Annotated in this window: 23 protein-coding genes, 1 tRNA gene and 1 pseudogene; 19 read left to right on the forward strand and 6 right to left on the reverse strand. The window is 52.7% G+C overall.

Annotation, left to right across the window (positions count from 1 at the left end):
* Positions 1-6 precede the first annotated feature (6 nt).
* Together RAL90_RS04840 and RAL90_RS04845 are read left to right on the forward strand one after the other, a co-directional pair.
* Positions 7-417, forward strand: a complete 411-nt coding sequence (locus RAL90_RS04840; protein WP_306253393.1) for an NADH:ubiquinone oxidoreductase subunit NDUFA12 — start codon at positions 7-9, stop codon at positions 415-417.
* A 13-nt stretch (positions 418-430) separates the two neighbouring features.
* Positions 431-1,225: a DUF2155 domain-containing protein gene (locus RAL90_RS04845; protein WP_306253394.1), complete on the forward strand. Its 795-nt coding sequence runs from the start codon at positions 431-433 to the stop codon at positions 1,223-1,225.
* Here the strand turns inward: RAL90_RS04845 and aat are convergent.
* Positions 1,174-1,845 carry a leucyl/phenylalanyl-tRNA--protein transferase gene (gene aat / locus RAL90_RS04850; protein ID WP_306253395.1) on the reverse strand — a complete coding sequence of 224 codons (672 nt, stop codon included), beginning with the start codon at positions 1,843-1,845 and terminating at the stop codon, positions 1,174-1,176. The two genes, RAL90_RS04845 and aat, sit on opposite strands and share 52 nt — an antisense overlap.
* Before the next feature lie 41 nt (positions 1,846-1,886).
* Positions 1,887-3,740 carry an ABC transporter ATP-binding protein gene (locus tag RAL90_RS04855; protein ID WP_372340430.1) on the reverse strand — a complete coding sequence of 618 codons (1,854 nt, stop codon included), beginning with the start codon at positions 3,738-3,740 and terminating at the stop codon, positions 1,887-1,889.
* A gap of 171 nt (positions 3,741-3,911) precedes the next feature.
* Between RAL90_RS04855 and RAL90_RS04860 the strand changes: the two are divergent.
* Positions 3,912-4,283, forward strand: a pseudogene (locus RAL90_RS04860) (polysaccharide lyase family 7 protein); the annotation flags it as partial.
* A gap of 125 nt (positions 4,284-4,408) precedes the next feature.
* Complete coding sequence (locus tag RAL90_RS04865; RefSeq protein ID WP_306253397.1) at positions 4,409-7,222, forward strand: phosphoenolpyruvate carboxylase; 2,814 nt, start codon at positions 4,409-4,411, stop codon at positions 7,220-7,222.
* Positions 7,223-7,570: 348 nt separating this feature from the next.
* On the opposite strand, the gene RAL90_RS04870 is transcribed toward RAL90_RS04865, so the two are convergent.
* Together RAL90_RS04870 and RAL90_RS04875 are read right to left on the reverse strand one after the other, a co-directional pair.
* Positions 7,571-7,662 (reverse strand) — tRNA-Ser (locus RAL90_RS04870).
* Positions 7,663-7,745: 83 nt separating this feature from the next.
* Complete coding sequence (locus RAL90_RS04875; protein WP_306253398.1) at positions 7,746-10,154, reverse strand: lytic transglycosylase domain-containing protein; 2,409 nt, start codon at positions 10,152-10,154, stop codon at positions 7,746-7,748.
* A gap of 201 nt (positions 10,155-10,355) precedes the next feature.
* Between RAL90_RS04875 and dapA the strand changes: the two genes are divergently transcribed.
* Both dapA and smpB read left to right on the forward strand, forming a co-directional pair.
* Positions 10,356-11,249, forward strand: coding sequence for a 4-hydroxy-tetrahydrodipicolinate synthase (gene dapA / locus RAL90_RS04880; RefSeq protein WP_306253399.1), 894 nt, complete (start codon positions 10,356-10,358; stop codon positions 11,247-11,249).
* 7 nt (positions 11,250-11,256) lie between these two features.
* Positions 11,257-11,742, forward strand: a complete 486-nt coding sequence (smpB, locus tag RAL90_RS04885; RefSeq protein WP_306253400.1) for an SsrA-binding protein SmpB — start codon at positions 11,257-11,259, stop codon at positions 11,740-11,742.
* Between the two features lie 29 nt (positions 11,743-11,771).
* Here smpB and RAL90_RS04890 read toward each other — a convergent pair whose 3' ends face one another.
* Entirely contained in the window at positions 11,772-12,443 is a 672-nt protein-coding gene (locus RAL90_RS04890) for a uracil-DNA glycosylase (RefSeq protein ID WP_306253401.1), read from the reverse strand.
* Positions 12,443-13,045, reverse strand: coding sequence for an NYN domain-containing protein (locus RAL90_RS04895; RefSeq protein WP_306253402.1), 603 nt, complete (start codon positions 13,043-13,045; stop codon positions 12,443-12,445). Before RAL90_RS04895 ends, RAL90_RS04890 begins: the two co-directional genes overlap by 1 nt.
* A gap of 105 nt (positions 13,046-13,150) precedes the next feature.
* Here RAL90_RS04895 and folK point away from each other — a divergent pair, with 105 nt between their 5' ends.
* From folK to RAL90_RS04960, 13 genes are all read left to right on the forward strand, one after another.
* Positions 13,151-13,660 carry a 2-amino-4-hydroxy-6-hydroxymethyldihydropteridine diphosphokinase gene (gene folK, locus RAL90_RS04900; RefSeq protein ID WP_306253403.1) on the forward strand — a complete coding sequence of 170 codons (510 nt, stop codon included), beginning with the start codon at positions 13,151-13,153 and terminating at the stop codon, positions 13,658-13,660.
* 75 nt (positions 13,661-13,735) lie between these two features.
* Entirely contained in the window at positions 13,736-14,104 is a 369-nt protein-coding gene (rpoZ, locus tag RAL90_RS04905) for a DNA-directed RNA polymerase subunit omega (RefSeq protein WP_306253404.1), read from the forward strand.
* Between the two features lie 55 nt (positions 14,105-14,159).
* Entirely contained in the window at positions 14,160-16,688 is a 2,529-nt protein-coding gene (locus RAL90_RS04910; RefSeq protein WP_306253405.1) for a bifunctional (p)ppGpp synthetase/guanosine-3',5'-bis(diphosphate) 3'-pyrophosphohydrolase, read from the forward strand.
* Between the two features lie 8 nt (positions 16,689-16,696).
* Positions 16,697-17,281 carry an orotate phosphoribosyltransferase gene (gene pyrE / locus RAL90_RS04915; protein ID WP_372340431.1) on the forward strand — a complete coding sequence of 195 codons (585 nt, stop codon included), beginning with the start codon at positions 16,697-16,699 and terminating at the stop codon, positions 17,279-17,281.
* Positions 17,281-18,042 (forward strand): pyridoxine 5'-phosphate synthase, encoded by a 762-nt coding sequence (locus RAL90_RS04920; protein WP_306253407.1) that lies wholly within the window; start codon positions 17,281-17,283, stop codon positions 18,040-18,042. Before pyrE ends, RAL90_RS04920 begins: the two co-directional genes overlap by 1 nt.
* Positions 18,039-18,443 carry a holo-ACP synthase gene (gene acpS / locus RAL90_RS04925; RefSeq protein WP_306253408.1) on the forward strand — a complete coding sequence of 135 codons (405 nt, stop codon included), beginning with the start codon at positions 18,039-18,041 and terminating at the stop codon, positions 18,441-18,443. The genes RAL90_RS04920 and acpS overlap by 4 nt, the downstream gene beginning before the upstream one ends.
* A gap of 27 nt (positions 18,444-18,470) precedes the next feature.
* Positions 18,471-19,295: a signal peptidase I gene (gene lepB, locus RAL90_RS04930; protein WP_306253409.1), complete on the forward strand. Its 825-nt coding sequence runs from the start codon at positions 18,471-18,473 to the stop codon at positions 19,293-19,295.
* The gene (rnc, locus tag RAL90_RS04935; RefSeq protein WP_306253410.1) at positions 19,292-20,005 is read left to right on the forward strand and encodes a ribonuclease III; all 714 of its coding nucleotides are present in this window, start codon (positions 19,292-19,294) and stop codon (positions 20,003-20,005) included. The genes lepB and rnc overlap by 4 nt, the downstream gene beginning before the upstream one ends.
* The gene (era, locus tag RAL90_RS04940; RefSeq protein WP_306253411.1) at positions 19,992-20,948 is read left to right on the forward strand and encodes a GTPase Era; all 957 of its coding nucleotides are present in this window, start codon (positions 19,992-19,994) and stop codon (positions 20,946-20,948) included. Before rnc ends, era begins: the two co-directional genes overlap by 14 nt.
* Before the next feature lie 38 nt (positions 20,949-20,986).
* Entirely contained in the window at positions 20,987-21,718 is a 732-nt protein-coding gene (recO, locus tag RAL90_RS04945) for a DNA repair protein RecO (protein ID WP_306253412.1), read from the forward strand.
* A 49-nt stretch (positions 21,719-21,767) separates the two neighbouring features.
* Positions 21,768-24,011 carry a DNA topoisomerase IV subunit A gene (gene parC, locus RAL90_RS04950; protein ID WP_306253413.1) on the forward strand — a complete coding sequence of 748 codons (2,244 nt, stop codon included), beginning with the start codon at positions 21,768-21,770 and terminating at the stop codon, positions 24,009-24,011.
* 90 nt (positions 24,012-24,101) lie between these two features.
* On the forward strand, positions 24,102-24,665 hold the full coding sequence (locus RAL90_RS04955; RefSeq protein ID WP_306253414.1) for a LemA family protein: 564 nt from the start codon (positions 24,102-24,104) through the stop codon (positions 24,663-24,665).
* Positions 24,666-24,677: 12 nt separating this feature from the next.
* Positions 24,678-25,643: a M48 family metallopeptidase gene (locus tag RAL90_RS04960; RefSeq protein WP_306253415.1), complete on the forward strand. Its 966-nt coding sequence runs from the start codon at positions 24,678-24,680 to the stop codon at positions 25,641-25,643.
* The last annotated feature ends 81 nt before the right edge of the window (positions 25,644-25,724 follow it).

Below are 25,724 nucleotides of genomic sequence, written 5' to 3' on the forward strand. Positions count from 1 at the left end.
GGCAATATGATAAAGAAACTTTTCGCCTGGTGGGATACTGCTACCCTTGGCACCTCCTGGACACTATTCCGCAAAGGCGCCAAAGAGATCGGACAGGACGCGCAGGGCAACCGCTATTTTGAAGAAGGCGGCAAGCCGAGCTTTCCTGATGGGCGCCGTCGCCGCTGGGTGACGTATCATGGTGTTGCGGAGCCAAGCCGGGTGCCTGCTGACTGGCATGGCTGGCTCCACCATACATTTGACGAACCGCCGACCACAGCCCCCTTGCTGCGCCAGAAGTTTGAAAAAGAGCATCTGCCAAACATGACCGGTACGCCGCTGGCCTACCACCCCAAGGGCAGCCTTTATCACACAGGGCAGGGTGGCAAGACAGGTGTTGGCCGTGACTATGAAGCATGGTCGCCTGAAGACCAGTAAGCCGGAGTGAAGAATGAAGTTTGTCCACGCACTTTCCTTACTGATCGCGCCGCTTGGTGCCGGGGCCATTTCTGCGGCGCTTGCCCAGTCTGGTGACGGCTTCTCAACGCAACGGAATACTGCCGGCTGGGAGACTGCTGAAGATCCACAGGCAGAACAGCGCCGTGAAGAAACAGCGCCGGCAACACCGCCTGTCGCGTCCGGCCCTGTCATGCGGGGAAATCAGGCTTTTGGCTGGCAATTCTCTGTCAACGCGCCACAGGGTGACACGGATGCAGAGCTCACTGAACTTGAGCGGTTATCGATTTCTGCTTCCGGTCTGAAATATGGCAGTGGCTTGTATGATGCCAAGTCCGATAATCCGCTTATCCCGGTTTCGGTTACCTTGAGGGCGCTCGACAAGATCACGGCGAAATACACTGATTTAACAATAGAAATTGACGAAACCTCACGATTTGGCGAACTCGCGATTACGCCACGCACCTGCGACAAGCGCCCCCCGGAAGAGTTTCCTGAGACAACAGCTTTTCTTGAAATTGATGATCTGGACGATACCCGGACGCAAGTGCTCGACGCTGATTATGAAGGGCAACTGGGGCGTGAGGATGACCCGGCTGAAGCCGTACTCATAGATGCCGCCCTGACCGAATCTGTCACGGTTGAGCCTGATCTGAATACAGCAGAGGTTACAGATCATCTGTTCTCCGGCTGGATGTTCGCGTCCAGCCCGTCGCTCAATGCGTTGGAGCATCCTGTCTATGATGTCTGGGTGATAGACTGCAAGATGGTTGAGCCGCCGACACTCTGAGGCAGGGCGTAAAAATCCCCCCGATAGCTGAGCGCCTCATCCAGCCATTTCTGGTAGGTAATCTTTGGGATTTCCTCAACACCGAACTGGCTGAGATGCTCTGTATAGAACTGCGTATCAAGCAACCTGTAGCCGCCGGCAATCAGACGCCCGGCCAGATGAACCAGCGCCACCTTGCTGGCATTGTTCACGCGGGAGAACATGCTTTCGCCGAAGAACGCGCCACCAAGGCTGACACCGTAAAGGCCCCCGACCATCCTGTCATCCTGCCAGGCCTCGACTGAATGTGCGAAGCCCATCTCGAATAATTCGCAATATGTTTCCAGAATACGTTGATTGATCCAGGTATCTTCCCGACCGTTGCGCATTTCAGCACAGGCGCACATGGTGCCGCGGAAATCTGAATTGATCCGCACCTCAAATACATCCTGCCGGACCAGTTTTCGAATGGAGCGGGAGGCCCGGAAGTCCCTTATGGGCATCGCGCCCCGGTGTTCGGGCAACACCCAGAACACATCCGGGTCGTTGCGGCCCTCTGACATGGGAAAGTAGCCGAGTGTGTAGGCTTTCAGAAGGTCATCGGTAGAAAGGGCTGAACCCTTCGCAGAATCACTGTGCATGATCGAAGAGTAGCAGGTTTTTACGATTCAGCGAGACTGAATTATTCTGCTGCAGTCTGCGCTGAACCGTCCAGCATCAGGAAGCCGCCGGACTGGCGCGACCATAATCCGGCATAAATGCCATCTTTTTCAATCAGGGTTTGATGCGTGCCTTCTTCGACGATCTTTCCCTGATCCAGCACGATCAGCCGGTCCATGGCGGCGATAGTTGATAGCCTGTGAGCAATGGCGATAACTGTTTTGCCCTGCATCAGGTTATTCAGTTGCCCCTGAATAGCGGCTTCGGCTTCCGAATCGAGTGCCGAGGTTGCTTCGTCCAAAACCAGAATGGGCGCATCCTTCAGGATCACCCGCGCAATCGCAATGCGCTGGCGCTGCCCGCCCGAAAGTTTCACGCCGCGCTCCCCCACATGTGCATCATAGCCTGAGCGCCCTTTGCCATCTGTCAGGTCGGGAATGAAGTCATGTGCTTCAGCCAGCCTTGCGGCGTTGATGATGGACTCCATGCTCGCGTCAGCTTGCCCATAGGCGATATTCTCCCGGATGGAGCGGTGCAGAAGGGATGTATCCTGCGTGACAACGGCTATATTGCGCCGCAGGTCTTCCTGCTTCGCGCAATTTATCTGCTGCCCATCTATCAGTATGCTTCCCTTTTCGGTGTCATACAGGCGAAGTAGTAGATTGATCAGGGTGGACTTGCCAGCGCCAGAGCGGCCGATCAGGCCGACTTTCTCGCCAGCGTCGATCGACAGATCAAAGTCACTGAGAACGCCTTTGCTTTTGCCATAATGAAACGAGACATTGTCGAACCTGATCTCACCACGCGTCACCGAAAAGTCCTGCGGCGATGCGACATCTGTTACGCTGATGGGCTGTGAAATGGTCTCGATACCATCCTGAACAGAGCCAATTGATTCAAACAGGCCTGCCACTTCCCACAAAAACCAGTGGCTCATGCCCTGCAGGCGCATCAGCAGCGCACCGGCAACGGCGAGCGCGCCAGCTTCAATCTGTCCCGCGGCCCAGAGCCAGAAACCAAGCCCGAGCGTTGCTGTAATCAGCGCACTGTTCAATACATGCAGCCAGAACGACAGCCAGGTAACCTGACGCATCTGGCGATAAACCGTGTCGAGCATACCCTCCATTCCCTTGCGGGCATATTGGTCTTCCGCACTGCCGCAAGAGAACATCTTGACAGTCTGAATGTTGGTATAGGCATCAACAATACGCCCCGTCACAACAGAACGCGCATCTGACTGTTCCTGTGAAAGGTCTTTCAATTTCGGCAGAAAGATCACCATCACTGTGCCATAACCGAGCACCCAGAGAAGGATCGGGATGGTCAGACGCCAGTCACTTCCGGCAAACAGGAAGATGGCACCGGCAAAATACACGCCCACATAAACAAACAGATTTGTCACTTGGATGACAGCATCGCGCACACCGAGTGCTGTCTGCATCACCTTGGTTGAAAGCCGCCCGGCAAAATCATCTGCAAAGAAACTGGTTGACTGCCGCAGCAGATATCTGTGTCCGCGCCAGCGGATTTGCATGGCGAAATTACCCAGTAGGCCCTGATGGGTGATGGTGTCATCAATAAGTGCAGCAACTGGCCAGATGAGCATCACAAGAACAGCCATGATGATCAGGGGCGTGCCGTGGGTCTCAAAAAATGTGCTGCGATCCGCCGTGGCTAGCCAGTCAACAAGCGCCCCGATAAAATCGAAGATCATCAACTCGATCACAGCCATGAAGCCGGAAATCAGCAAGCCGCTCAGCAGCAGCCATCTGAACGGCTTAGTGTAGTACCAGATAAAACTGCCCAGTTTTTCAGGCGGCCGCTCAGGGGCGTCTTCCGGAAAAGGGGGGACAATATTTTCAAACCAGCGAAACAGCATCGAAAAATCTCTCGGCATACGCTGGCTTGTTCTTAATTTGCCAGCCGAACCGAATATCAGAATAGGCCGATATTGTCACGGTCGAAAAAAATGAACTTTTCATGTCAGTGGCAAATCTGATGTTAGGCAGGTTGACACTACTATAGCAGTTTACGTGATGACTCGGCTGATCTCCAGTCATCAGGCATATCTCTCGGAGAAGAATTCAGTTATATGATCAATGTTCATCGTAACACGATGTATCTGACATTTGGAAATGAGCGTCTGGGCACGGTCACCTATACCAAGAGTCTTGTGAGCAATGTCGATGCATTCGGCCAGGTTGATCCTGATGATAATGAATACAGCTATGGCGGTGACTCTCTGTATTTCAAAGCCGGTATTTATAATCAGTGCAGCACATCGGATATAGAAGGCTTCTGGTATGCAGCCTGTCCGGGCACCGGAGACTGCGCGACTGACAAGGCTGACGGTAATTATGCTCAGGCTACATTCTCCCGCCTTGTGCAGGGGCCATCAACGGCACCTGACAGTAATTAGCTGAAACTATACCGCCAGGTGCTGAAGTTTGCGCCGGGGCGTAGGTTCGCAGTATGACTGAAAAATACTGTGCGTGCCTTTGTATGCGTCAGATAGCCGCCCGGCGATGATATCAGGAGAATGGGATGACAGAGACTCAAGAAGCATTGTCAAGCGACTTGGCTGTATCACTGCGCAAGAGACTGGCAGAGCTGCGGGATTTTATTTCGGTAGACCCGCTATCAAATCCGGTACGTCAGCTCGCGCATGAGCTTTCCTGTCAGCTGGAAAACCAGGAGCTAAATGAAACGGATTTGTCGACACTTATCAAATTGTTCAGTGACAATGCTTTCAGGGACAGGGCAAAGACGCTGCAGCGGTATGTCGAATTGAAAGAAGGCGAAGATCCGCAAGCTCGACTGAAGAGAGCGATTTTGAAACCTGCTGTTTCGAACAGTTTTGCGGCATTTTCCCGCTATTGGGAAGAGACGAAAGATGTTGTGGTCTTCACAGGTCACCCAACATTTATTTTGTCAAAGCGACAACGGGAATGGCTGATCAATGGTGCCACAGGGCAGGGAGCAACCCTTGATGATGTAGAGCATTACCCTGACAGCCCGATCACGCTAGCAGCTGAACATGCTGCCGTTCTGGAGGCCATGGGACAGGCATCTCAAGCTATAAGTTTGTTGCATACGGACATTATAGATATTGCCCGCAAAGAGTTTCCAGATGACTGGCGCAGTTTGCGCCCGGCCCCAGTGCATCTTTCTACCTGGGTTGGCTATGACATGGATGGGCGCACAGATATCGGTTGGCAGGATGTTATCAGACACCGGTTGGAAGAGAAAAACCAGAGGCTGCAGATATATCAGGAGAGATTGGGCCAAATTGGCCAGCTTGATTCTTCGTCTCAACTCAAAGAAGCACTGTGCGAACTTGAGGAGATGCAATCTCATACCCGTGAGGTGTTGGCATATTTCGACAAAAGACCAGAAACTATCAGTGCCATATCTGATGCCGCCAATAGCCTGACGGCAGCTGGGGGAAAATACGCCACTCTCGATAAAGTCCGTACAGGCCTTGAATATGTGGCAAGAAATGGGACAGACCAAGCAGCACGCGAAGCGATTGCGCTGCTTTCTGATATGAACGTGTTTAATCTGGGTATGGGGCATATCCATTTTCGTCTGAATGCCGCCCAGATCAGGAACGCGGCCCGCCAAGTTTTGAAACTGGACACGGATGAAGACCTCTTCGGGCGTTCTGCTCTAGAAAAGGTTCAGAAACTGATCCGGGATGCGCAATCAGTTGAGGTCAATTTTGCCTCACTGGCCATCGAAAAATCTGCAGCCTCAAGACTGGTCATTGCGATGGCACAGATACTGAAACATATTGATGCCGAGCAGCCAATTCGATTGCTGATTGCCGAGTTGGAAAATCCGGTCACAGTGCTCGCGGCGCTCTATCTGACGAAACTGTTTGGCGTTGAGGACAGAATAGATATCTGTCCGCTGTTTGAAACGCCGCGCGCGCTCGATCGTTCTCGTCGTATTCTGGATGTCCTTTTCAGGCAAGAGGCGTACCGTGAGTATGTTGAGAAGCGTGGCTGTATCAGTATTCAGGCAGGGTTTTCGGATGCAGGTCGTTTCATGGGGCAAATCCCGGCTGGCCTGGCTATTGAGCGTCTGCAAGGGCATATGGCCGACCTTATGGACAAGAATGATCTTGGCCATCACAGGGCGATCATTTTCAATACCCACGGTGAGTCAATGGGGCGTGGCAATCATCAGGGCAGTTTCGAAGACAGGGCGTTATACGCCTTGTCGCCATGGGCACGCGCGCAATTCGCCAAAAGGGGTATTCCGCTTGTGCATGAAAACAGTTTTCAGGGGGGAGACGGATACCTTCTTTTTGGCAATCGCCAGTTGGCGCTGTCCGTCGTCAGCTCTATTCTGGAGGCGCGTCATTCTGCTGAGTGTGTGCAGAGAAAGCCTGATCCCTTTTATGAGGATATCAGCACAAGTCTTGATTTTTACCGCACTGTCAAGTCAATGCAGGAAAAGCTGTATGCAGATCAGGCATACCAGACAACAGTGTCTGCTATCGGGCTTGCTTTCCTGCCCGTAACAGGATCACGGCAGTCAAAGCGACAATCTCTTCAAGACCAGGAAGATATGTCATTGAGACGCATACGGGCCATTCCACATAACGCCATTCTTCAACAGATGGGCCTGTTGGCAAATCTGACAGGCGGTATTGGTCAGGCGATATCTGCAGAGCAGGATTATTTTGTCTGGCTTGAGCAAAATTCGGACAGGTTCGGACGCTTGATGAGGCTTGTCACCCGAGCGCGCAGTCTGAGCGAGATAAAAATCTTTATCGCTTATATGAAACTGTTTGACGGGTCGTTCTGGGCGACGCGCCCCTTGTCCCGCAGAGAGCCTCAACTGGGGCAGTCTTGCGCGGTTCTGGCAAGAGAACTTTCAGAGGACAAACGGTATTTTGCAGCCCTGAAACTGGCTGCGCAGCTACGGTCAGACAGTATTGCGCTGTCAGATCAACTTGAAGCAATGCAACTGCGACAATCGGAAGTTTTCATGCCGGATGAGTTGGATATTCTGCACGCCATCAGGATTGCCATTCTGCAACATATTTTCCTGCTGGCGGCCAGATTGCCAGACCTTGCGCCATATGCTGGCACAAAGAAAGAAGATGTTCTGCAGATGGTTTTCCGCCTTCAGACTGATGAAGCAACAGCACTCCTGGAGGAAACATTTCCGCGTGACAGTCTTGCAATGGAAGACTTTGATATGGCGGAAGTAGCAAATTATCCTGCTGATATGCCGAAACTCAACGATTCAATTCGTGCTGAATTCATCGAGCCACTGCGACGCTACACAAAAATGGTTCAGCAAATTACGAGCGGCATCAGCAACTTCTATTCTGCCATTGGTTAGGTTCAGGACCTATTAATCTTGTGGACTAATGCGAAGGGTGATTCCAGATTTCACTGGAGACTTTGCAATGAGCTATTTGATTTGGCTTCCCCGGGGCAGACCGAGGGGATGTTCCTAAAGATGTCCGGCAACTGGCGATAAAATGCCGACAAACCTTCGACAGATACTTATAGATGCCCGCAGTTTTGGCTAATGGTGTGAACACAAGGGGATCAAAACGTACAGATTTCGTAAAGCAATTTGTGCGCGTTCTCGTTGGGTTCCGCTTTATTTGGTGGTTTTTTCTGGCCCCATCGGGGCAATCATAATTTGGGATGTTTTCGCTAAAGCGTTGATTTGGTTGGGTTCTGGCGGAGACGAAGGGATTCGAACCCTCGATACGGTTTAAGCCGCATACTCCCTTAGCAGGGGAGCGCCTTCGACCACTCGGCCACGTCTCCACCGGCGAAACTGCCAGATTTCGACAAAGATGCAAGAGCGAACATGCGTTTTGCGAAAAAACTGCCGAATTTATGGCAAGACCCTAACAGGGCGTGTCTGAAAGTTCCCGGTTGTTGAGATCATCGGCTTCGAGATAGACGCTTTGCTCGCCAAGGTCGCAATCATCCAAGCTGTTTTGGCTTGCGCTATCACCGTCCTCTGCAGCGCCATCATACAGCTGAGAGCTTGTGGCGGATGGGCCACTCATCAGCTGGTCGATCATCAGCCGGTCTGTGAGCAATCTTGTGTCAGGCGAGGAAGTGTCGGCCGCAGGTTGGCGCAGCATGTCGTCAGCCGTCATGTCGGCGGCGATCAGGAAAGCAACCGGCTGCGGCATTGATCCGCGGCTGGCTTGCGATGCGGACATCGTGTTGGCTGCTGGCGTGATGGCGGAGGTCGGCGGCGTGATGCCAATGGCTGTGGTGGTACCGCCACCGCGCACCAGATCGCGTGATAATTGTCCGGTGATGGGCTGACTGTTAATCCGGGCACGGTAAATCTGAACATTTTCCATCACCCGCTGCACGTAATTCCGGGTTTCGCCAAAAGGGATCAGCTCGACCCAGTCCACTGGATCAACATCTGGCTGTCTCGGATCGCCATATGTCTCAACCCACTGGTCAACGCGGTGGGGGCCTGCATTATACCCTGCCAGTGTCATGATATAGGAACCGTCAAAACGCGCCTGCAGGTGCTTCAAATGTGCTGAACCAATAATCATGTTGTAGGATGGATCATCAAGCAGACGCGAGCGATAATAAGGCAGTCCTTCCTTGCGCGCGGTAATCTGCGCCGTGGAGGCCAGTAATTGCATAATGCCACGCGCTTTGGCCGAGGAGAATGCCTGCGGATTGAACTCGCTTTCCTGTCGTGACAGGCCGAGGATAAGAGCATGTTCTGCGAAGGCTTTTGCTTCGTCTGGAACGGCGATGAGGGGGTAAGAGACACTTGGCGCATCGGCGTTGCGCCGCACGGCAACTTTGCCGGCGCGTACGGAGAGGAAGACCATTCCCTGTTCAGTCATGAACTCTTCGTAGGCGGCGTATTCTTCAGGTGTCTGTAACTGGTCATCAAGTTGCCGGGCAAAAATAATAAACTCCCGGTCGCGATCCAGCTCTGCCAGAACGCGCATGGCATAGACGACAGGCCGGGCATCGAAAACAACTTTTGCATCCTCTGTCAGTGTCGTGACGGGGGGAAACCCTGGCGGTGCTATCGAGCCCTGAACTTTTTCCCAGGCAAGCTGGCCGTAATATGTCAGGGGATATTTTGCAGCGACCTGATAATGCAGGTTTGCCCGTGTTGTATCACCGGCAGCCTCGAAGGTGCGGCCCAACCAGTATTGTGCGCGGGCCAGGCTGATCGGGGCTGTTACACCGGCGTTGAGATAGGCGAAATGTGGGCGGGCGCGTTCAGGATCATTGAGGAACCGCAAAGCGATCCAGCCTGCTTCAAATTCGGCGGCGGCAAAGTTGGCACCTTCAATCAGGCCGGTGTAAGCCGTCATGGCATAGGCATCTTCATAAAATCCGTTTTTCAGTGCCCAGCGCGCCAACAGCCGCTTTTCTGTCCACCAGCGCGCGCGGTTGCGGATTTCCTTTTCGGCAAAAGGTGCCTGACGGGCGTAACTGATCGCGGTCAGTTCCTCGCCCTTGCGGCGATAATATCGCGTTACGGCGTGCAGCACGCCAGAGTCTGTTTTTTCCTCGGGCGTGAGACGATTAAACAGGGATACGGCATTGCCGTCAGCCCGCAACAAGGCGATTCTGGCTTCTGCCTTGCGTTTTTCACTGGGCGAAAGATAGGGCAGGAGGCGCCGTGTGTTGGTTGCCACAATTTCAAAAAGTTGCCGGTCTGCTTTCCTGGCATGGTCTTCCGGTCTCAGGTAGTCGCCATAATATCTGGCGATTTCACGCTCATTGGTTGAGCCCCAGTCATGGTCAATCCAGGCATTGCGAAAATGGCTTGTGGCACGCTCTGTTTCGCCCTTGGCCAACAGCGCTTGCGCCAGCCTTAAATGGCCTGTGCCGGTACGAGGTGTACGGTTGCTGAAAAACGCTATGACGGAATCAGGCCGTGCATCTTCCGGAATACTTTTCTCGGCCAGCTGCTGGATATAGCTGATGCTTGGCCAGTCCTTGTGGGCATCAATGAACCTGCCGGCTGACATAAAATCAAGATCAGGCGGGTCTTTGCGAAACCAGGCCCACTGCGCGATGCTCTGTGCCACGGTGTCAGAGAGTTGTGACTGCTGACCGCGTGCACGGGACCATTGCCGTGCGTCCAGCGCCTCGAAATAGGAGGCCAGCATAGCATAATCTGCCGGGGAGAGATAAACGGGCTCTGGCGCAGCCGGTTTGATACGGGGGACTGGCGCAGCCAATGCGCTTGTGCAGAAGCCCAGAATTATCAGCGTGGCCGCTGCTGTAATGCATTTCCTGATTAACGACATGTACTTCAAGTTACCTGCTATCCGGCGGTTGTTATGTGATCGTCCTGTGGCAAAAATTTGCATGGAATCCCGCAAGGCATGATAAACACACATCGCAAAATGCAAAAAGGGCAATTATCTCCCGATTGCATCGTGATTTTGCCCTATGGCGACCACTTCTTCCGGTAACAAGGTTGGCCGGTTGAAAAACAAGGATAAGAAATGGCTGACAGTATGCATGAGCAGTTCACTGGATCAATTACGGCACTCGTAACCCCGTTCCATCAGGGGCATGTTGACGAGGATGCGTTTGTCAAGCTCGTGCACCGCCAGATAGAAGCAGGAACACACGCTCTTGTCCCTGTGGGGACGACAGGGGAATCGCCAACATTGAGCAGCGAGGAGCATTGTCGTGTTGTCTCTTTGTGTGTCGAAGCTGCTGCCGGCAGAGTCCCGGTGATTGCAGGAGCGGGTTCTAACAATACTGCAGAGGCAGAATATTACGCGAAAGCCGCCGAGAACGCGGGGGCAGATGCTGTCCTTTGCGTGACCGGATATTACAACAAACCGTCCCAGGAGGGCCTCTGGCTGCATTTCAGGGCAGTCCACGATGCGACGTCTCTTCCGGTCATTCTCTACAACATCCCCGGGCGGACGAATGTTGATATTCAGCTGGCAACGATGAAGCGCCTGTCCGAACTGGAACGGATTATTGGCGTTAAAGATGCCACCGGGGATCTGGCACGTGTTGCCTTGCAACGGCTTGGCTGCGGCACGGATTTTTTGCAGCTGTCCGGCGAAGATATGACGGCCGTTGGCTATAATGCCATGGGCGGGAAGGGGTGCATTTCCGTGACAGCTAATGTGGCACCGGATTTATGTGCTAAGATGCAAGCTGCATGCAGGGGCGGGCAGTGGCCGGAAGCACTGGATATTCAGGACCAACTTGCACCATTGCATGATGCGCTGTTTTCAGATACCAGCCCGGGTCCAGTAAAATATGCACTTTCGAGAATGGGTTTCTGCTCGCCAGAAGCGCGGCTGCCGATTGCACCAGTTGCAGAAGCAGCCCGCTGCAAGGTCGACAGCGCCCTCGAAAGTCTGAACCTGTTGTGATGATCTGATGGTAAAAACAGTCAGTGCCGGTGGCAAATCTGTGGCCGAAAACCGCAAGGCCCGGCATGAGTATGAAATTGAGGATGAATTTGAAGCCGGGCTGGTTCTGACAGGAACGGAAGTCAAGTCCCTGCGCACCGGAAAGGCCAATATCGCAGAGAGTTATGCTTCACCCGAGGCTGGCCCTGCGGGCGTGGAGATATGGCTCATCAATGCAAATATTCCTGAATATCGTCAGGGTAATCGGGAAAACCATGAGCCCAAGCGCAAGCGCAAGCTGTTATTGCACAAGAGAGAAGCCAATCGGCTTATCGGTGCCGTCGAGCGTAAAGGCTATACTATTGTTCCTTTACGTCTCTATTTCAATGATCGAGGCATGGCGAAACTGAAAATCGGTCTGGGTCGGGGCAAGGCACTGCATGACAAGCGCGCAACTGAAAAGAGCCGGGATTGGAACCGTCAGAAGCAGCGGCTGCTGCGTGACAGGGGATAGCAAGGGGTGGGGCTCCGTCAGGGTAAGCTCTACGCACCTATTCTTGACGTTGCCAGCCGGAAAACGTCTTCAAACATTTCTTCGGTAAGACGACCTGTGTTGGTGTTGTATCGCGAGCAATGATAGCTGTCGATGAGCGTCAGCTTTCTGGCGTCCAGAGAGAGTAAATGTTCCGCACAATGGACAAATTTATATTCTGCACGCCTTAGCCCCAGCGCGCTGAGCGTGTTTTCATGTGCAATTCGTCCGAGGCAGACAATCACTTTCAAGTTGGGGAGTGAATCAATCCGCGCTTTCAGGAAAGGGCGGCAGTTTTTCATTTCGGCCCCGATTGGCTTGTTCTGTGGCGGAACACATCGAACAGCGTTTGTGATCATCGCCCCGTTCAACTCCAGCCCGTCATCCGGCATTGCGGCATAGGTGCCCTGTGCAAGCCCGAATTTCAGAAGTGTCGCATAGAGAAGGTCGCCAGCCCAGTCGCCTGTGAATGGACGGCCGGTTTTGTTAGCCCCTTGCAGGCCTGGAGCCAGGCCAACAATAAGCAACTCTGTTTGTGCGCTCCCGCCTGCAGGCGCAAAAGATGGCACAGCGCCGTTAAACCAGTCTGGATATTTCTGCTGATTGTCATCCCGAAATGCCACCAGTCTGGGGCAAAGGTCACAATCGGGACGCGGCTCGGCGGTGTATTCAGGATCACCCATCAGTCTGCGAATTCGTCTTCGAAATCATCATCATAGCTGGCTTCCTTTCGAGGCGGCGCACCTTTTCTGCCGATCACGTTTTGAATATCTACAAGGTCGATAAAGTGATCCGCCTGCCGCCGAATATCGTCACCAGCCATTGGCGGCGATGTTTTAACCGTTGAGACGAGGATTACTTTAACCCCTCTGGCCTGAACGGCTTCGATTGCATATCTGAAGTCGCCATTGCCAGTGAAGATCACTGCAGCATCAAGGGTATCTGACAGCGTCATCAGATCGACAGCAAGCTCAATGTCAGTAGATCCCTTGAAGCGCTTCTTGCCCTGACTGTCGGTGAACTCGCGCGCGAGTTTCGTGACCATGGTGTAGCCGTTATAGTCAAGCCAATCGACGAGAGGGCGCAGGGGAGAATAGTCCTGATCGCGATCTTCCTGCATCGCTGTATAATAGTAGGCTCTTATCAGGCGGCTTTCGCTGCGGGTCTTGCTCAGCAGTGTCTTGTAGTCGATATCGAAGCCAAGTGTCCGTGCGGTCTTGTAAAGATTGGCGCCGTCAATGAAAATTGCGCATTTATCGTCTTCATCCAGTCCAAGCCAGTTCATGAATGTCTACCTCTTAAATATAAATTCCAAATATGACTGCCCTTGCGGCAAGCATGACAAATTACAGATGTTCCTGCGTCAAATCAAACCGGGTTGGAGCGCAACATGATTATCATTGGACTCGGCGCAAATCTGCAATGGTCTGGACGCCAGCCAGCAGAGAATATCAGCCTGGCGATAAGGGCTGTTGCACGGCTTGGTGTACCCTTCAAAAGCTCAAGCCTTTATGAGAGTGAAGCCTGGCCTGACCCGGATGATCCGGTTTACGTCAATGCTGTTATTGCCCTCACGGACACAGGCCTGACACCGGAGGATTTTTTGGTGTCACTGCAGACACTCGAGATCACGTTTGGGCGTCAGCGTGACAGCAAGAACAGATATGCCTCGAGATCAATGGATCTTGATCTGCTCGCATTCCATGACGAAATCATTGGTTCGGGGGCGACGGAAGAGTTGACGATACCGCATCCGGGCCTTCAGGTGCGTAGTTTTGTGCTCATGCCACTGGTGGAGATCTTGCCTGTTTGGGTGCATCCGGTTTCCGGGTTGACCACCGAGCAGATGCTTCGACGCATTGATGCTCAGGGCACCAGAATACTTGGGCGTGGGGATTAAACTTTAGTAACATTTGTTGCATATTCCATGCAGGCTCGATAGAAGGCTGTCTGCTTCATTATCAAGGAGATTTTCATGGCACGAGTTACGGTTGAAGATTGCGTAGACAAGGTAGAGAACCGCTTTAATCTGGTCCTGCTGGCCGCACATCGCGCGCGGACAATTTCTGCCGGTGCGCCCGTCACCGTGGATCGGGATAATGACAAAAACCCGGTCGTTGCCTTGCGTGAAATAGCCGACGAGACCGTTGAGGTACCAATCATTGAAGATGATCTTGTCACTTCAATGCAGAAACAGCTCGAGATTGATGAGCCTGAAGACGCAGAAGGTGCAGCAGCAGAGAAAGCTGATTTGCCAGAGCATGACACAGTCAGTGAAGACGACCTTTTACGTGCATTGCAAAATTCCGGGATGACCCCGGTACAGCCGGGTAACCGCAGCTGAGGTATCATGATTGCCGGCTTTTGACAGGCTGGTCCAGACTCTTCAGAGCAAATTGATGGGTGCAGACAATATCGGTACGAAAGGCACGGATGGCGCGCAAGCACCTGTTTCGAATAGCGCACAGACGAAACGTGCGTCGGCAGCAGAAGCGTCGGCTGGCGCAGAGAAGGCTGTCCCGCAACAAAACGATAATGATCGACACGCGGCGGCGTCGCAAGAGACAGGGGCTGATCTTATCGGCACTTCAGAAAAAACACCGCATCCTGAAACGGGTTCGGCGAACGGCCCCGCAGGCGATGCTCAAGCGCAAGCTGCGGATCAAACGGCTGAAAAAGTAGAACCTACCAACGCGCATCCGGTCGGCTTCATTCGTCAATACGAACTCATCGAGCGGATTAAAATCTATGATCCGAAGTGCAACGAGGATCTGATCAATCGGGCCTATGTCTATTCGATGAAGGCGCATGGTGGCCAGACACGCAAAAATGGTGACCCTTATTTTACCCACCCGATTTCGGTTGCCGCTATTCTGACGGAACTGAAAGCAGATCCTGAAACCATCATCACGGCACTATTGCATGATACGGTCGAGGACACGGATGCGACGGTTGAGGAAATTCGTGACCTGTTTGGGCCATCGGTCGCTCATCTTGTTGACGGGGTCACAAAACTCTCCCAGTTCGAGATGTCATCCGAGGCGACAAAAGAAGCGGAGAATTTCCGCAAGTTTGTTTTGGCCATGTCGCGAGATGTCCGGGTATTGCTGGTGAAACTTGCTGACCGGCTCCACAACATGCGTACCCTGCATTATATTCCAAAAGAGGCAAAGCGGCACAGAATTGCCTTGGAGACAATGCAGATCTATGTGCCATTGGCTGGCCGTATCGGTGTGCAGAAATTTCGGGAAGAACTTGAAGACCTATCTTTCAAATATATGAACCCGGAGGGCTACCAGACCATACAGTCCAATCTTGAGCGCCTCGGGAACTATAATGTGCGTGCGGTGGTTCATCTTGGCCAGACATTGCGCAATAGTCTGCAGGCCGAGAGTATCAAGTCGGAGGTTTACAGCAGGGAGAAGAGGCCGTTTTCCATCTGGCGCAAGATGCAGCGCAAAAATCAGGGTTTTGATGAACTGGCTGATATTTATGCCTTTCGTATTCTGGTTGAAACAGAAGAGGACTGCTATCGGGCGCTTGGTGTTATCCACAGAAACTTTACCATGATCCCTGGTGAATTTGACGACTATATATCTGTACCAAAACCAAATAACTATCGCTCAATCCATACGGCTGTTCTGGCGCCTGTCGATAACACGCAGATCAAACAGCGTGTAGAAGTGCAGATCAGAACAAAGGAAATGCATGAATCTGCAGAACGCGGTATTGCCGCGCATTGGCGCTATAAGGATATTTCCGCCCAGCCTGAAACCGATAATGCCGGTATGATCGAAATTACCAATGCTGGCAGTTATGACCCTTATGACTGGGCGCGCAATGCTGTGGAAATGTTGCAGCAGGGTGATTCTGCTGATGAATTTCTCGCCCATGCCAAACTGGAGCTTTTTCAGGATCAGGTGTTCTGTTTCACCCCGAAGGGACGAGTGATCGCTTTGCCCGCCGGTGCGACACCTATAGACTTTGCCTATGCTCTCCATACAGAGGTTGGTGAATCGTGCGTTGGCGCGCGCATCAATGGCGCAACGCGGCCCTTGCGTACACCATTGAAGAATGGGGATGTGGTGCGCATTCTGCGGTCAGAAAATGCACCAATCCCGCAGAACTGGGAATCACTGGTTGTTACCGGGCGGGCGCGATCTTCAATTCGGCGGCGGATAAAAGAGCTTAAACGTAAGGAACAGGTCAAGCTGGGCAGAAGGATCTTGGAGTCTGAGTTCTCAGCACACGGCTTTGTCATGACGGATAGTTCCATTGAGCCTGTTCTGGCACGCCTCGGTTTTCAGAAAGTCAAAGATGTCTATCAGGCAGTTGGTTCCCTGAAGGTCAGCCCGGCAGAAGTGCGCGAAGTTGTGTATCCGGGCACCAATGCTGGTTCGGATGGTGATGACACTTTGCGTAAAGTCACGACCCGGCAGAAGTTGCGTGAAGCGATATCTGTCGAGGGCCTCACTCGGGGGGTCTCTGTAAGACTTGCCCCCTGTTGCTCCCCATTGCCGGGGGAGCGAATTATTGGCTTGCCGACTGAAGATGATATGGTTGCCATACACCGTATTGATTGCGATAGTGTCGCTACAACAAGCATAACCGAAGATGAGTGGCTCGACATGCGCTGGCGTGACAATCTCGAAGGCGGTTTTGTCGCACCGATCAGCATAAATGTTAATAATCGCATCGGGGCACTTGCTCACGTTTCCTCTATTATGGCTCACTACGAAGTTGACATTGTAGATATCAAGCTTGTGAATCGGGAAGTCGAATTCAATGAAATCCAGATGGATATCTTGATCCGGGACGTGCGCCATTTAGGTAACGTCCTGACAGGACTGCGTGCGTCCGAGCATGTCATTGGCGCAGACAGGCGATATGAATCACAAGACCGTAAAACCGGGACCTGGGAGATTTGACGATGGCGATGACGACCGACGATGTGCTTGAAGAATTTCGTGCCTGCGGGGCCTTGTTGAAAGGACATTTTATCCTGTCCTCTGGCCGGCACAGTGATACCTATCTCAACAAGTCTATTGTTTCCATGTATCCTGACAGGACTGAACGTTTGTGTAAGGCACTGGCGGAAAAAGCCACGGCAGAACTGTCTGGTGCGCCGCAATTCATTATTTCTCCCGCTATGGGGGGAATTATCTATGGATACGAAACCGCCCGCGCCATGAAGGTGCCATTCATGTATACCGAGCGTGTCGATGGAGAGTTTCAGCTCAGGCGCGGTTTTTCTGTGCCAGATAAAGCACCAGTGCTGATTGTGGAAGATATTATCTCCACAGGATTGTCCGCGCGGGAATGCGTTGATGCTGTCAGAGCCAATGGGGGTGATCCACTGGCGGTGGCATGCCTCATTGACCGCTCAAATGGTGCTGCAGATATAGGTGTGCCCATTCTCTCACTGGCTGCGCTGGACGTGCAGTCCTGGGCCGCAGATGAACTGCCATCACATCTTGCGGATGTGCCTGCTGTCAAACCCGGCAGTCGAGGGCTCGCCTGATGTCAACTGACGAACCATGCCGTCTTGGCGTCAATATTGATCATGTGGCCACATTGAGAAACGCCAGAGGTGGGGTCATGCCCGATCCTGTGCGTGCTGCCCTTCTTGCAGCCGCGGCCGGGGCCGATGGTATAACGGCTCACCTTCGGGAAGACAGGCGCCATATTGTCGATGCAGACATGTACAGGCTGAAAGAAGAGGTGAACCTGCCGCTGAATTTCGAGATGGCCGCAACGGAAGAAATGCTGAAGATTGCGCTGGATGTGCAGCCGCACGCGGTTTGTCTGGTACCGGAAAACCGCACAGAGCGCACGACTGAGGGCGGACTTGATGTTGTCTCTCACAAGCAGCAACTGGCATCATTCGTGGACAGATTGTCGTCTGCCGGTATTCGCGTGTCTCTCTTTATTGACCCGGAGTTTGCGCAGGTCGAGGCCGCGAGGGATATCAATGCCGCTGTGGTTGAGCTGCATACAGGTACGTATCATGAAGTCGTGCTGGCAACGCGCCCTGAATTGATAAAGCAGGAACATGCCAAGATTTCCGATAGTGCTGAAGCAGGGGCCAGTCTGGGGCTCGAGATACACGCAGGGCACGGCCTGACTTTCGACAATGTGCAGCCAATAGCAGGCATCCAGCAGATCAGGGAATTGAACATAGGGCATTTTCTTGTCGGCGAAGCCGTCTTCATGGGATTGGACAGGTCTGTGCGAGAAATGAAGCGTCTGATAGAGGACGCAAGAACGGGGATGCTTGTATGATCCTCGGTATTGGAAATGATCTGATAGATATTCGCCGGATCGAGAAGAGCCTTGAGCGGTTTGGCGAGCGTTTCGTCAACAGGGTTTTCACAGAGCTAGAACAACAAAAATCAGACCGCCGTTTGAACCGTGCTGCGTCCTATGCCAAGCGTTTTGCTGCCAAGGAAGCCTGTGCCAAGGCGCTGGGTACAGGTCTGTCCCGTGGCGTCTACTGGCGCGATATGGGAGTCGTCAATCTTCCAGGTGGCAAGCCAACCATCCAGTTGCAGGGGGGCGCATTGGCCCGCCTGAACGAGATCACGCCAGACAGGATGACGACGGAAATCCATTTGACCATAACAGATGATTTTCCGTTGGCGCAGGCCATTGTCATCATCTACGCTGCGGCGAAGTCGACTTAAAACGGGCGGGGCAGGAGTATGTTGAGTATGGACAGGTTCAAGCGGTTATTCGCAACGAAAAGCGATGGGGAAGCGACACCCCGGAAATCTGCAAAAAAACCAGCAGCAGATATGACACCTGCAGAAGAAGCCTGGGACATTCTCAAGACCATTTTGCTTGCCGTCGCAATTACGCTGGTTTTCCGCATGGTCGCCTGGCAACCATTCAACATTCCCTCCGGTTCCATGCGGCCCAACCTGCTGGTCGGTGATTTCCTGGTCGTGTCAAAATTTGAATATGGATACTCGAAGGCCTCGCTGGTATATCCGCTGACGCGCTTGCCGCTTGAAGGCCGCCTTTTCGGCAGTGACCCGGAGCGGGGGGATGTTGTGGTTTTCAAGAACAGCCGTGATGGCAATAAGGATTACATCAAGCGTGTTGTTGGCATGCCGGGTGATGAAGTCAGAACCGTCCAGGGCACACTCTATATCAACGGTGAACCGATCAAGCGGGAACTTGTTTCCACTGATACGATCAGGTGCTCTGGTATAAAGTCGCAAGCAGCTACATTTCGCGAAACGCTGCCCAATGGTGTAACCTATCTTATTCAGGAATGCGCCGGGAACAATTACAGGCTGGACAATTATGGCCCGCGTATCGTGCCGGCAGGGCATTTTTTCATGATGGGTGACAATCGTGATAATTCACAGGACAGTCGTACATCAATGGTGGAAGTTGTGCCGGCTGACCAGATCGTTGGTAAGGCACAACGGCTTGTTTTCTCTGTGGACGGATCTCAATCAGAGATCTGGCAGTTCTGGAACTGGCCATCCGCTATTCGCTATTCAAGATTATTTGACCCGGTAGAATGACACGAACACCTGCTGAAGAGCTGGATTGGCTCCAGCAGAGACTGAACTACAGCTTCAAGGATATTTCCCTGCTTGAGCGCGCCGTCACCCATGCGAGCCTCTCTGGCGATACGGAGAATATTCGTAGCCTTGAACGGCTGGAATTTCTCGGTGATCGTGTGCTTGGATTACTCACAGCAGAGAACCTTTGGCGTCGCTATCCTCACTATGCTGAAGGTGACATGGCCCCAAGGCTCAACGCGCTGGTTCGAAAGGACACTTGTGCCAGAGCGGCTGCTGCAATAGGCATCGACAGGATTATCCGCCTTTCCCCGGCAGAGGAAGAAAATGGCGGTCGCCAGAAACCGGCTATTCTGGGAGATGCGTGCGAGGCATTACTTGGCGCGCTCTACATTGATGGCGGTCTTGATGCCGCAAACAAGGCCTATGCAATGTATTGGCTGGAGGACTTCGACAATCTCGCTGAGCGTTACAAGGACAGTAAGACAACTTTGCAGGAATGGGCACAGGCTGTGTATAAAGTGACGCCGAAATATCGGGTCGTTGAGAATTCAGGCCCTGCACATGAGCCTGTTTTCACCGTCGAAGTGTGTATAGAGGGGCTGGCCCCGGCCGTTGCCTCCGGCAGTTCAAAGCGGGCAGCGCAAACACTGGCCGCGCAGCAATTCCTGTTGCGCGAGAAAATCTGGACACAAGATGACATCAACTGATTTTGACAATCGCAAATGTGCGTTTGTCGCCGTAATTGGCGCGCCGAATGCCGGCAAGTCCACCTTTGTAAATCACATGGTGGGGGCGAAAGTCTCCATCGTCACCCACAAGGTGCAGACAACCAGAACCAGCATTCGCGGTGTTGCGCTGAGCGGTAAGGCGCAGCTGATCTTTGTCGATACGCCTGGTATCTTCAAACCTCGGCGACGCCTTGATGAGGCAATGGTGAGCGCTGCCTGGGAAGGGGCGGATGATGTGGACTTCCGGTTGCTGCTTGTTGATGCCAGAGCCTATGACGCAGTGTTGCGAAATGCGGAACCGTCCAGAGCCGATGTGAAGGCGGCTGAAGATACAGACCTTATTATCGAGAATCTGAAGCAGGGCAACCAGAAAGTAATTCTTGTGCTGAACAAAATTGACCTATTGCCAGCAGAAAACCTGTTGCCACTGGTTCAGCATTTTTCTGATACAGGACTGTTCGAGGAAACCTTTATGATTTCTGCTGAGAAAGCGCGTGGCACGGATGCAGTCATGACTTTTCTTACTGAAAATGCACCACAGGGTGTTTGGTTATATCCTGAAGATCAGTTGTCTGACATATCAGACCGCCTCATGGCCGCTGAAATTACAAGGGAAAAACTGTTCCTCAGAATGCACCAGGAGCTACCATATTCCCTGACGGTTGAAACCGAAAGCTGGACCAGAACCAAGAAGAAGGAACTGCGGATAGAACAGGTTATCTATGTCGAGCGTGACGGTCAGAAAGCGCTCGTGCTGGGGCAGGGTGGCAAATCGATAAAGTATATCGGGCAGACAGCACGCGAAGAGATGGAGACGCTTTTTGGCGAGAAGGTACATCTCTTTCTGTTCGTCAAGGTTCGGGAAAACTGGACCGACAGCAAGGCGCGGCTGCACGAAATGGGTCTGACACTCACCACCTGATCCAGCCGATAATTTCCACCGTATAAAGATTGCCTGTGATGGAATGGTCTGATGAAGCAATTATCCTTGAAGCAAAGCCGCATGGTGAAAATCATGCAGTGGTCAATGTTTTCACACCGTCTGCCGGGCGTGTGGCGGCACTCGTTCATGGCGGGCAGGGGCGGCAAAAGCAGCCGCTTCTGCAAGTGGGCAATGGGGTAACAGTTACGTGGAAGGGCAGGTCTGAAGATAGCCTCGGACACTTTGCCATTGAGCTCACATCGCCGCGCGCAGCTTCTTTGATGTATAATCAGTTGGCTGTCACCGCGCTGAGTGCTGTCACAGCCTTGCTCCGCCTGTCCCTGCCTGAGCGCCAGTCATTGCCTCAACTCTATGAGGCAACCAGCGTCATGCTAGACTTGCTCGAAGAGAAGGATATCTGGCCGGTGGTTCTGGCAAAGTGGGAGCTTGGTCTGTTAAGCACGCTGGGATTTGGCCTCGTTCTGGATGAATGTGCCGCGACCGGGCTACGCCTTGAAGACGGTGCTGAGCTTGTCTTTGTTTCTCCCAAGTCAGGCAATGCCGTGTCTTACAAGGCTGGCCTTCCCTATAAGGATAAAATGTTTCCGTTGCCGCCTTTTCTGATCGATCAGGGCGAGCCTGTCAGACAGGATATCGCAGCAGCTTTGAGGCTGACATCTCACTTCATCGAGGAGCGGATACTGTTTCCCGCAGACCTGCAGCTGCCCGATGCGCGCCAGCGTTTGCAATCGCGTTTAGAGCGCGCATAAGGCGAACATACGCTTGCAAGAGTGACCCGAAGAGCCGTAAATCAAGCGCATGAGTGATATTACCGAAGAAATATTCCTGGAGCCACTGTCGGATGCGTTGTCCCGGCGGTATCTGGCCTATGCCTTGTCCACGATTACAGCGCGCGCCCTGCCAGATGTGCGTGATGGCTTGAAGCCAGTGCAGCGCCGCATCATCTATGCGATGTTGCAGATGAAGCTCAATCCTGGAGGTGCACACAAAAAGTCAGCGCGTGTTGTCGGTGATGTGATTGGTAAATACCATCCGCATGGTGATCAGTCTATTTACGATGCGCTGGTTCGACTGGCACAGGACTTTGCCGTTCGGTATCCATTGGTGGATGGTCAGGGGAACTTTGGCAATATCGATGGTGATAATGCGGCCGCCATGCGATATACGGAAAGCCGTATGACAGAAGCGGCAACCCTTTTGCTGGAAGGGATTGACGATGACACTGTTGATTTCAGGGAAAACTATGACGGTAATGACACCGAGCCTGCGGTGTTGCCTGCGGCTTTTCCGAATCTTCTCGCAAATGGGGCAACCGGCATTGCTGTCGGCATGGCAACATCCATTCCGCCGCACAATGTTGCTGAACTGATTGATGCATCCGTTCACATCATTAAATATCCGAATGCGTCTGCGAAAACGCTTGTTGAAAAATATGTCAAAGGGCCTGATTTCCCGACCGGTGGTGTCTGTGTCGAAGAGCAGGAAAGCATTATTGAGGCTTATGCTACGGGCAAGGGTGGATTTCGCGTAAGAGCGAAATGGACGTCAGAAGACCTGGCGCGCGGGCGCTATCAGGTCGTTGTCACGGAAATTCCGTATCAGGTGCAAAAGTCCAAGCTGATTGAGAAAATCGCTGAGCTTATACAAAATCGTAAATTACCGCTGCTGGCTGATATACGTGATGAATCCGCCGAGGACATCAGGCTTATTCTTGAGCCAAAGTCCCAGAATGTGGACCCGGCTGTATTGATGGAAACGCTGTTCAAGCAGACAGATCTGGAATCGCGCGTCTCCTTGAATCTGAATGTTCTGGATGCCCGGGGAACGCCGCGCGTGATGTCTTTGCGCGAGACGTTGCAGGCGTTTCTGACGCACCGCAAGGATGTGCTGGTGCGCAGAACAAAATACCGCCTAGAGAAGATCGCGCACCGCCTTGAAGTCCTCGAAGGCTATCTGATAGCCTATCTGAACCTTGATGAGGTGATACGGATCATCCGCTATGAGGACGAGCCAAAAGCAGAATTGATGAAGACGTTCGACCTGTCGGATGTGCAGGCTGAAGCCATTCTCAATATGCGCCTGCGCTCTCTGCGCAAACTGGAAGAACTGGAACTCAAGCGCGAGCACAAGGAGCTCCGCAAGGAGCAGAAAGACTTGCGTGCGCTGTTAAAATCTGACGATGCGCAGTGGAAAAAAATCACCGATCAGTTGCGTGAGGTCAAGAAGGCGTTTGATCCAAAGAGTGACCTTGGCAAGCGCCGGACAGTCATTGAAGGCGCCCCGGACGAGATCGTTGTGGACCTTGATGAGTTGATTGAAAAAGAGCCTGTTACGATTATTCTGTCTGAAAAAGGTTGGGTACGCACGATGCGTGGCCATGTCGAGAAGACAGCAGATATCAAGTACAAAGAGGGTGACCGGGAAGGACATATCCTGCATGCCATGACCAATGAAAAGCTTATGCTTTTTGGCACGAATGGAAAATTCTATACCATGGACGTGCGAGATTTGCCCGGCGGGCGGGGGCATGGTGAGCCAGTCAGGCTGATGGTTGATTTGGGTAATGATCACACCATCACCAACTTGTTTATCTATAAGGGTGATCGCGCTTTGCTCGTTGCCTCAACCGCAGGGCACGGTTTCTTTGTTTCTGAAGAAGATTGTCTGGCCACCACGCGCAAGGGAAAGCAAATCCTCAATGTCTCTGGAGACGCTGAAGCAAAGGTTTGTCGCTTGATGAAAAGTCTGCCCGGCAAAGACATGATGCTCGCGTCCGTTGGGAGCAACCGTAAGCTTCTGATCTTTCCGGCAGAGGAGTTGCCGGTCATGTCCCGCGGCAAGGGGGTTGTCCTGCAGAAGGTTTCGAATGGTGATCTGGCAGATGCCATCACTTTCTCCCGCAAGGAAGGCTTGACGTGGCAGGACCGGGCAGGGCGGGTGCAGTCTGAGGCAAAGTGGAAGGACTGGCTGGGTAAACGGGCCCAGGCTGGAAAGATCGTGCCCAAAGGCTTTCCGAGGGCCATCAGTTTCGGCAAATCCTGAGTAAATCTTGCAGCCGCGTGAAATTTCGCCTTTAAGAGGTTGCCAACAGTCTTGCGATAAAGGTGCAGGACAAAACACAAGAGGGCCGTCATGGGTACAGCACTGATTTTTCTCGGCGTTCTCGCCGTTCTTGCCTTCATTTTCATCGGTATTTACAACCGGATTGTGATGCTCAATCAGCGTTGCGATCAGTCTTTTGCAGATGTTGATGTGCAGCTTAAGCAGCGGCACGATTTGGTGCCTAACCTTGTCGAGACGGTCAAGGGATACGCAGCGCATGAAAAAGACACCCTTGAGGCCGTCATATCTGCCCGAAATTCAGCTGTTTCTGCGAATGGGCCTACGGCACAAGGCGCGGCGGAAGGTATGCTCGGCGCTGCCCTCGGGAAGCTTTTTGCGCTGGCCGAGGCATATCCCGATTTGAAGGCCAACACGAACTTCCTGGAATTACAGCGTGAACTTGCCGATATTGAGAACAAGATCGCCGCTGCGCGTCGTTTCTTCAATAATTCCGTTCAGGAATATAATACACAGATCCAGCAAATACCGGGCAACTTCATTGCTCCAATGGGTAATTTTGAAACACGAGAGTTTTTCGAAATTCCCGAAGCAAGTCGTGCGGCTGTTGAGCAGGCACCGGAAGTCAAGTTTTAAGGCTGAAGTCCCATGGGCGCATACGGCCTGCAAAGCCATATTTGGAATAACAACCTGAAGTCCATTTTACTGATGGCAGGTTTTCCGTTTTTGCTCTGTGTGCTGCTATATGGATTTATCCTGATGACCGCCGGCGTTTCTGGCAGGTTTGTCAATCTGCCAGAGGCCATGTTGGCCTCTTGGGGCATGTTCTTGCAAAACTGGCCATTGGCGCTCATTGGGGCGGCAGTCTGGTTTTTGATCGCATGGATGTTCCACCAGAAGATGATTAACGCAGCAACCGGGGCCAAGCCTGTCAGTCGCAAAGAGGCACCTGATCTCTACAACATGCTTGAAAATCTGTGTATTGAGCGTGGCATGACGATGCCGCGCTTGTGTATCATCAATTCTGCTGCCCTGAATGCCTATGCCAGTGGCATTGATGACAGTAATTATACCGTCACGCTGACAAGTGGTCTCATCAAGACACTGGATCAGGCAGAGTTGCGGGCTGTTATTGCCCATGAGCTGACCCATATTCGCAATAGAGATGTCCGGTTGCTGATTATCTCAGTCATATTTGTCGGTATATTTTCTTTTATCGGCGAGCTGATTTTTCGTGGCTTCTTCCGTGTCGGGCGTCATGCCGGCGGCTATTCACGAGGGCGCAATGGTGACAGCCGGGGAGGCGGCGCTGTCATTCTTATTGCCATCGCCATTATAGCCGTTTCCTACCTTTTGGCTCTGGTGATCCGCTTCGCAATTTCCCGGCGACGGGAATATTTGGCCGATGCCGGGGCGGTCGATTTGACCCGTGATCCGGATGCCATGATCTCGGCCCTGAAGAAGATCAGCGGTCGCTCAGCGCTGGAAGTTCCCAATGATGTGCAGCAGATGTGTATTGATAATGATCAGCCCTTTGCAGGTGTTTTTCTGACGCACCCCAAAATCGAGAAGCGGATCGCTGCCCTTGTCGCATATGCGGGCGGGCAGAATTAATTTCCAAGACTCTGGCCCGCTGGTTGTGGGATACTTGATTTAAGCAAGACGACTTTCATGCGCTCTTCAGCTCTGAACAGT

The organism is Parvularcula sp. IMCC14364, assembly GCF_030758415.1.
GTDB lineage: Bacteria > Pseudomonadota > Alphaproteobacteria > Caulobacterales > Parvularculaceae > Aquisalinus.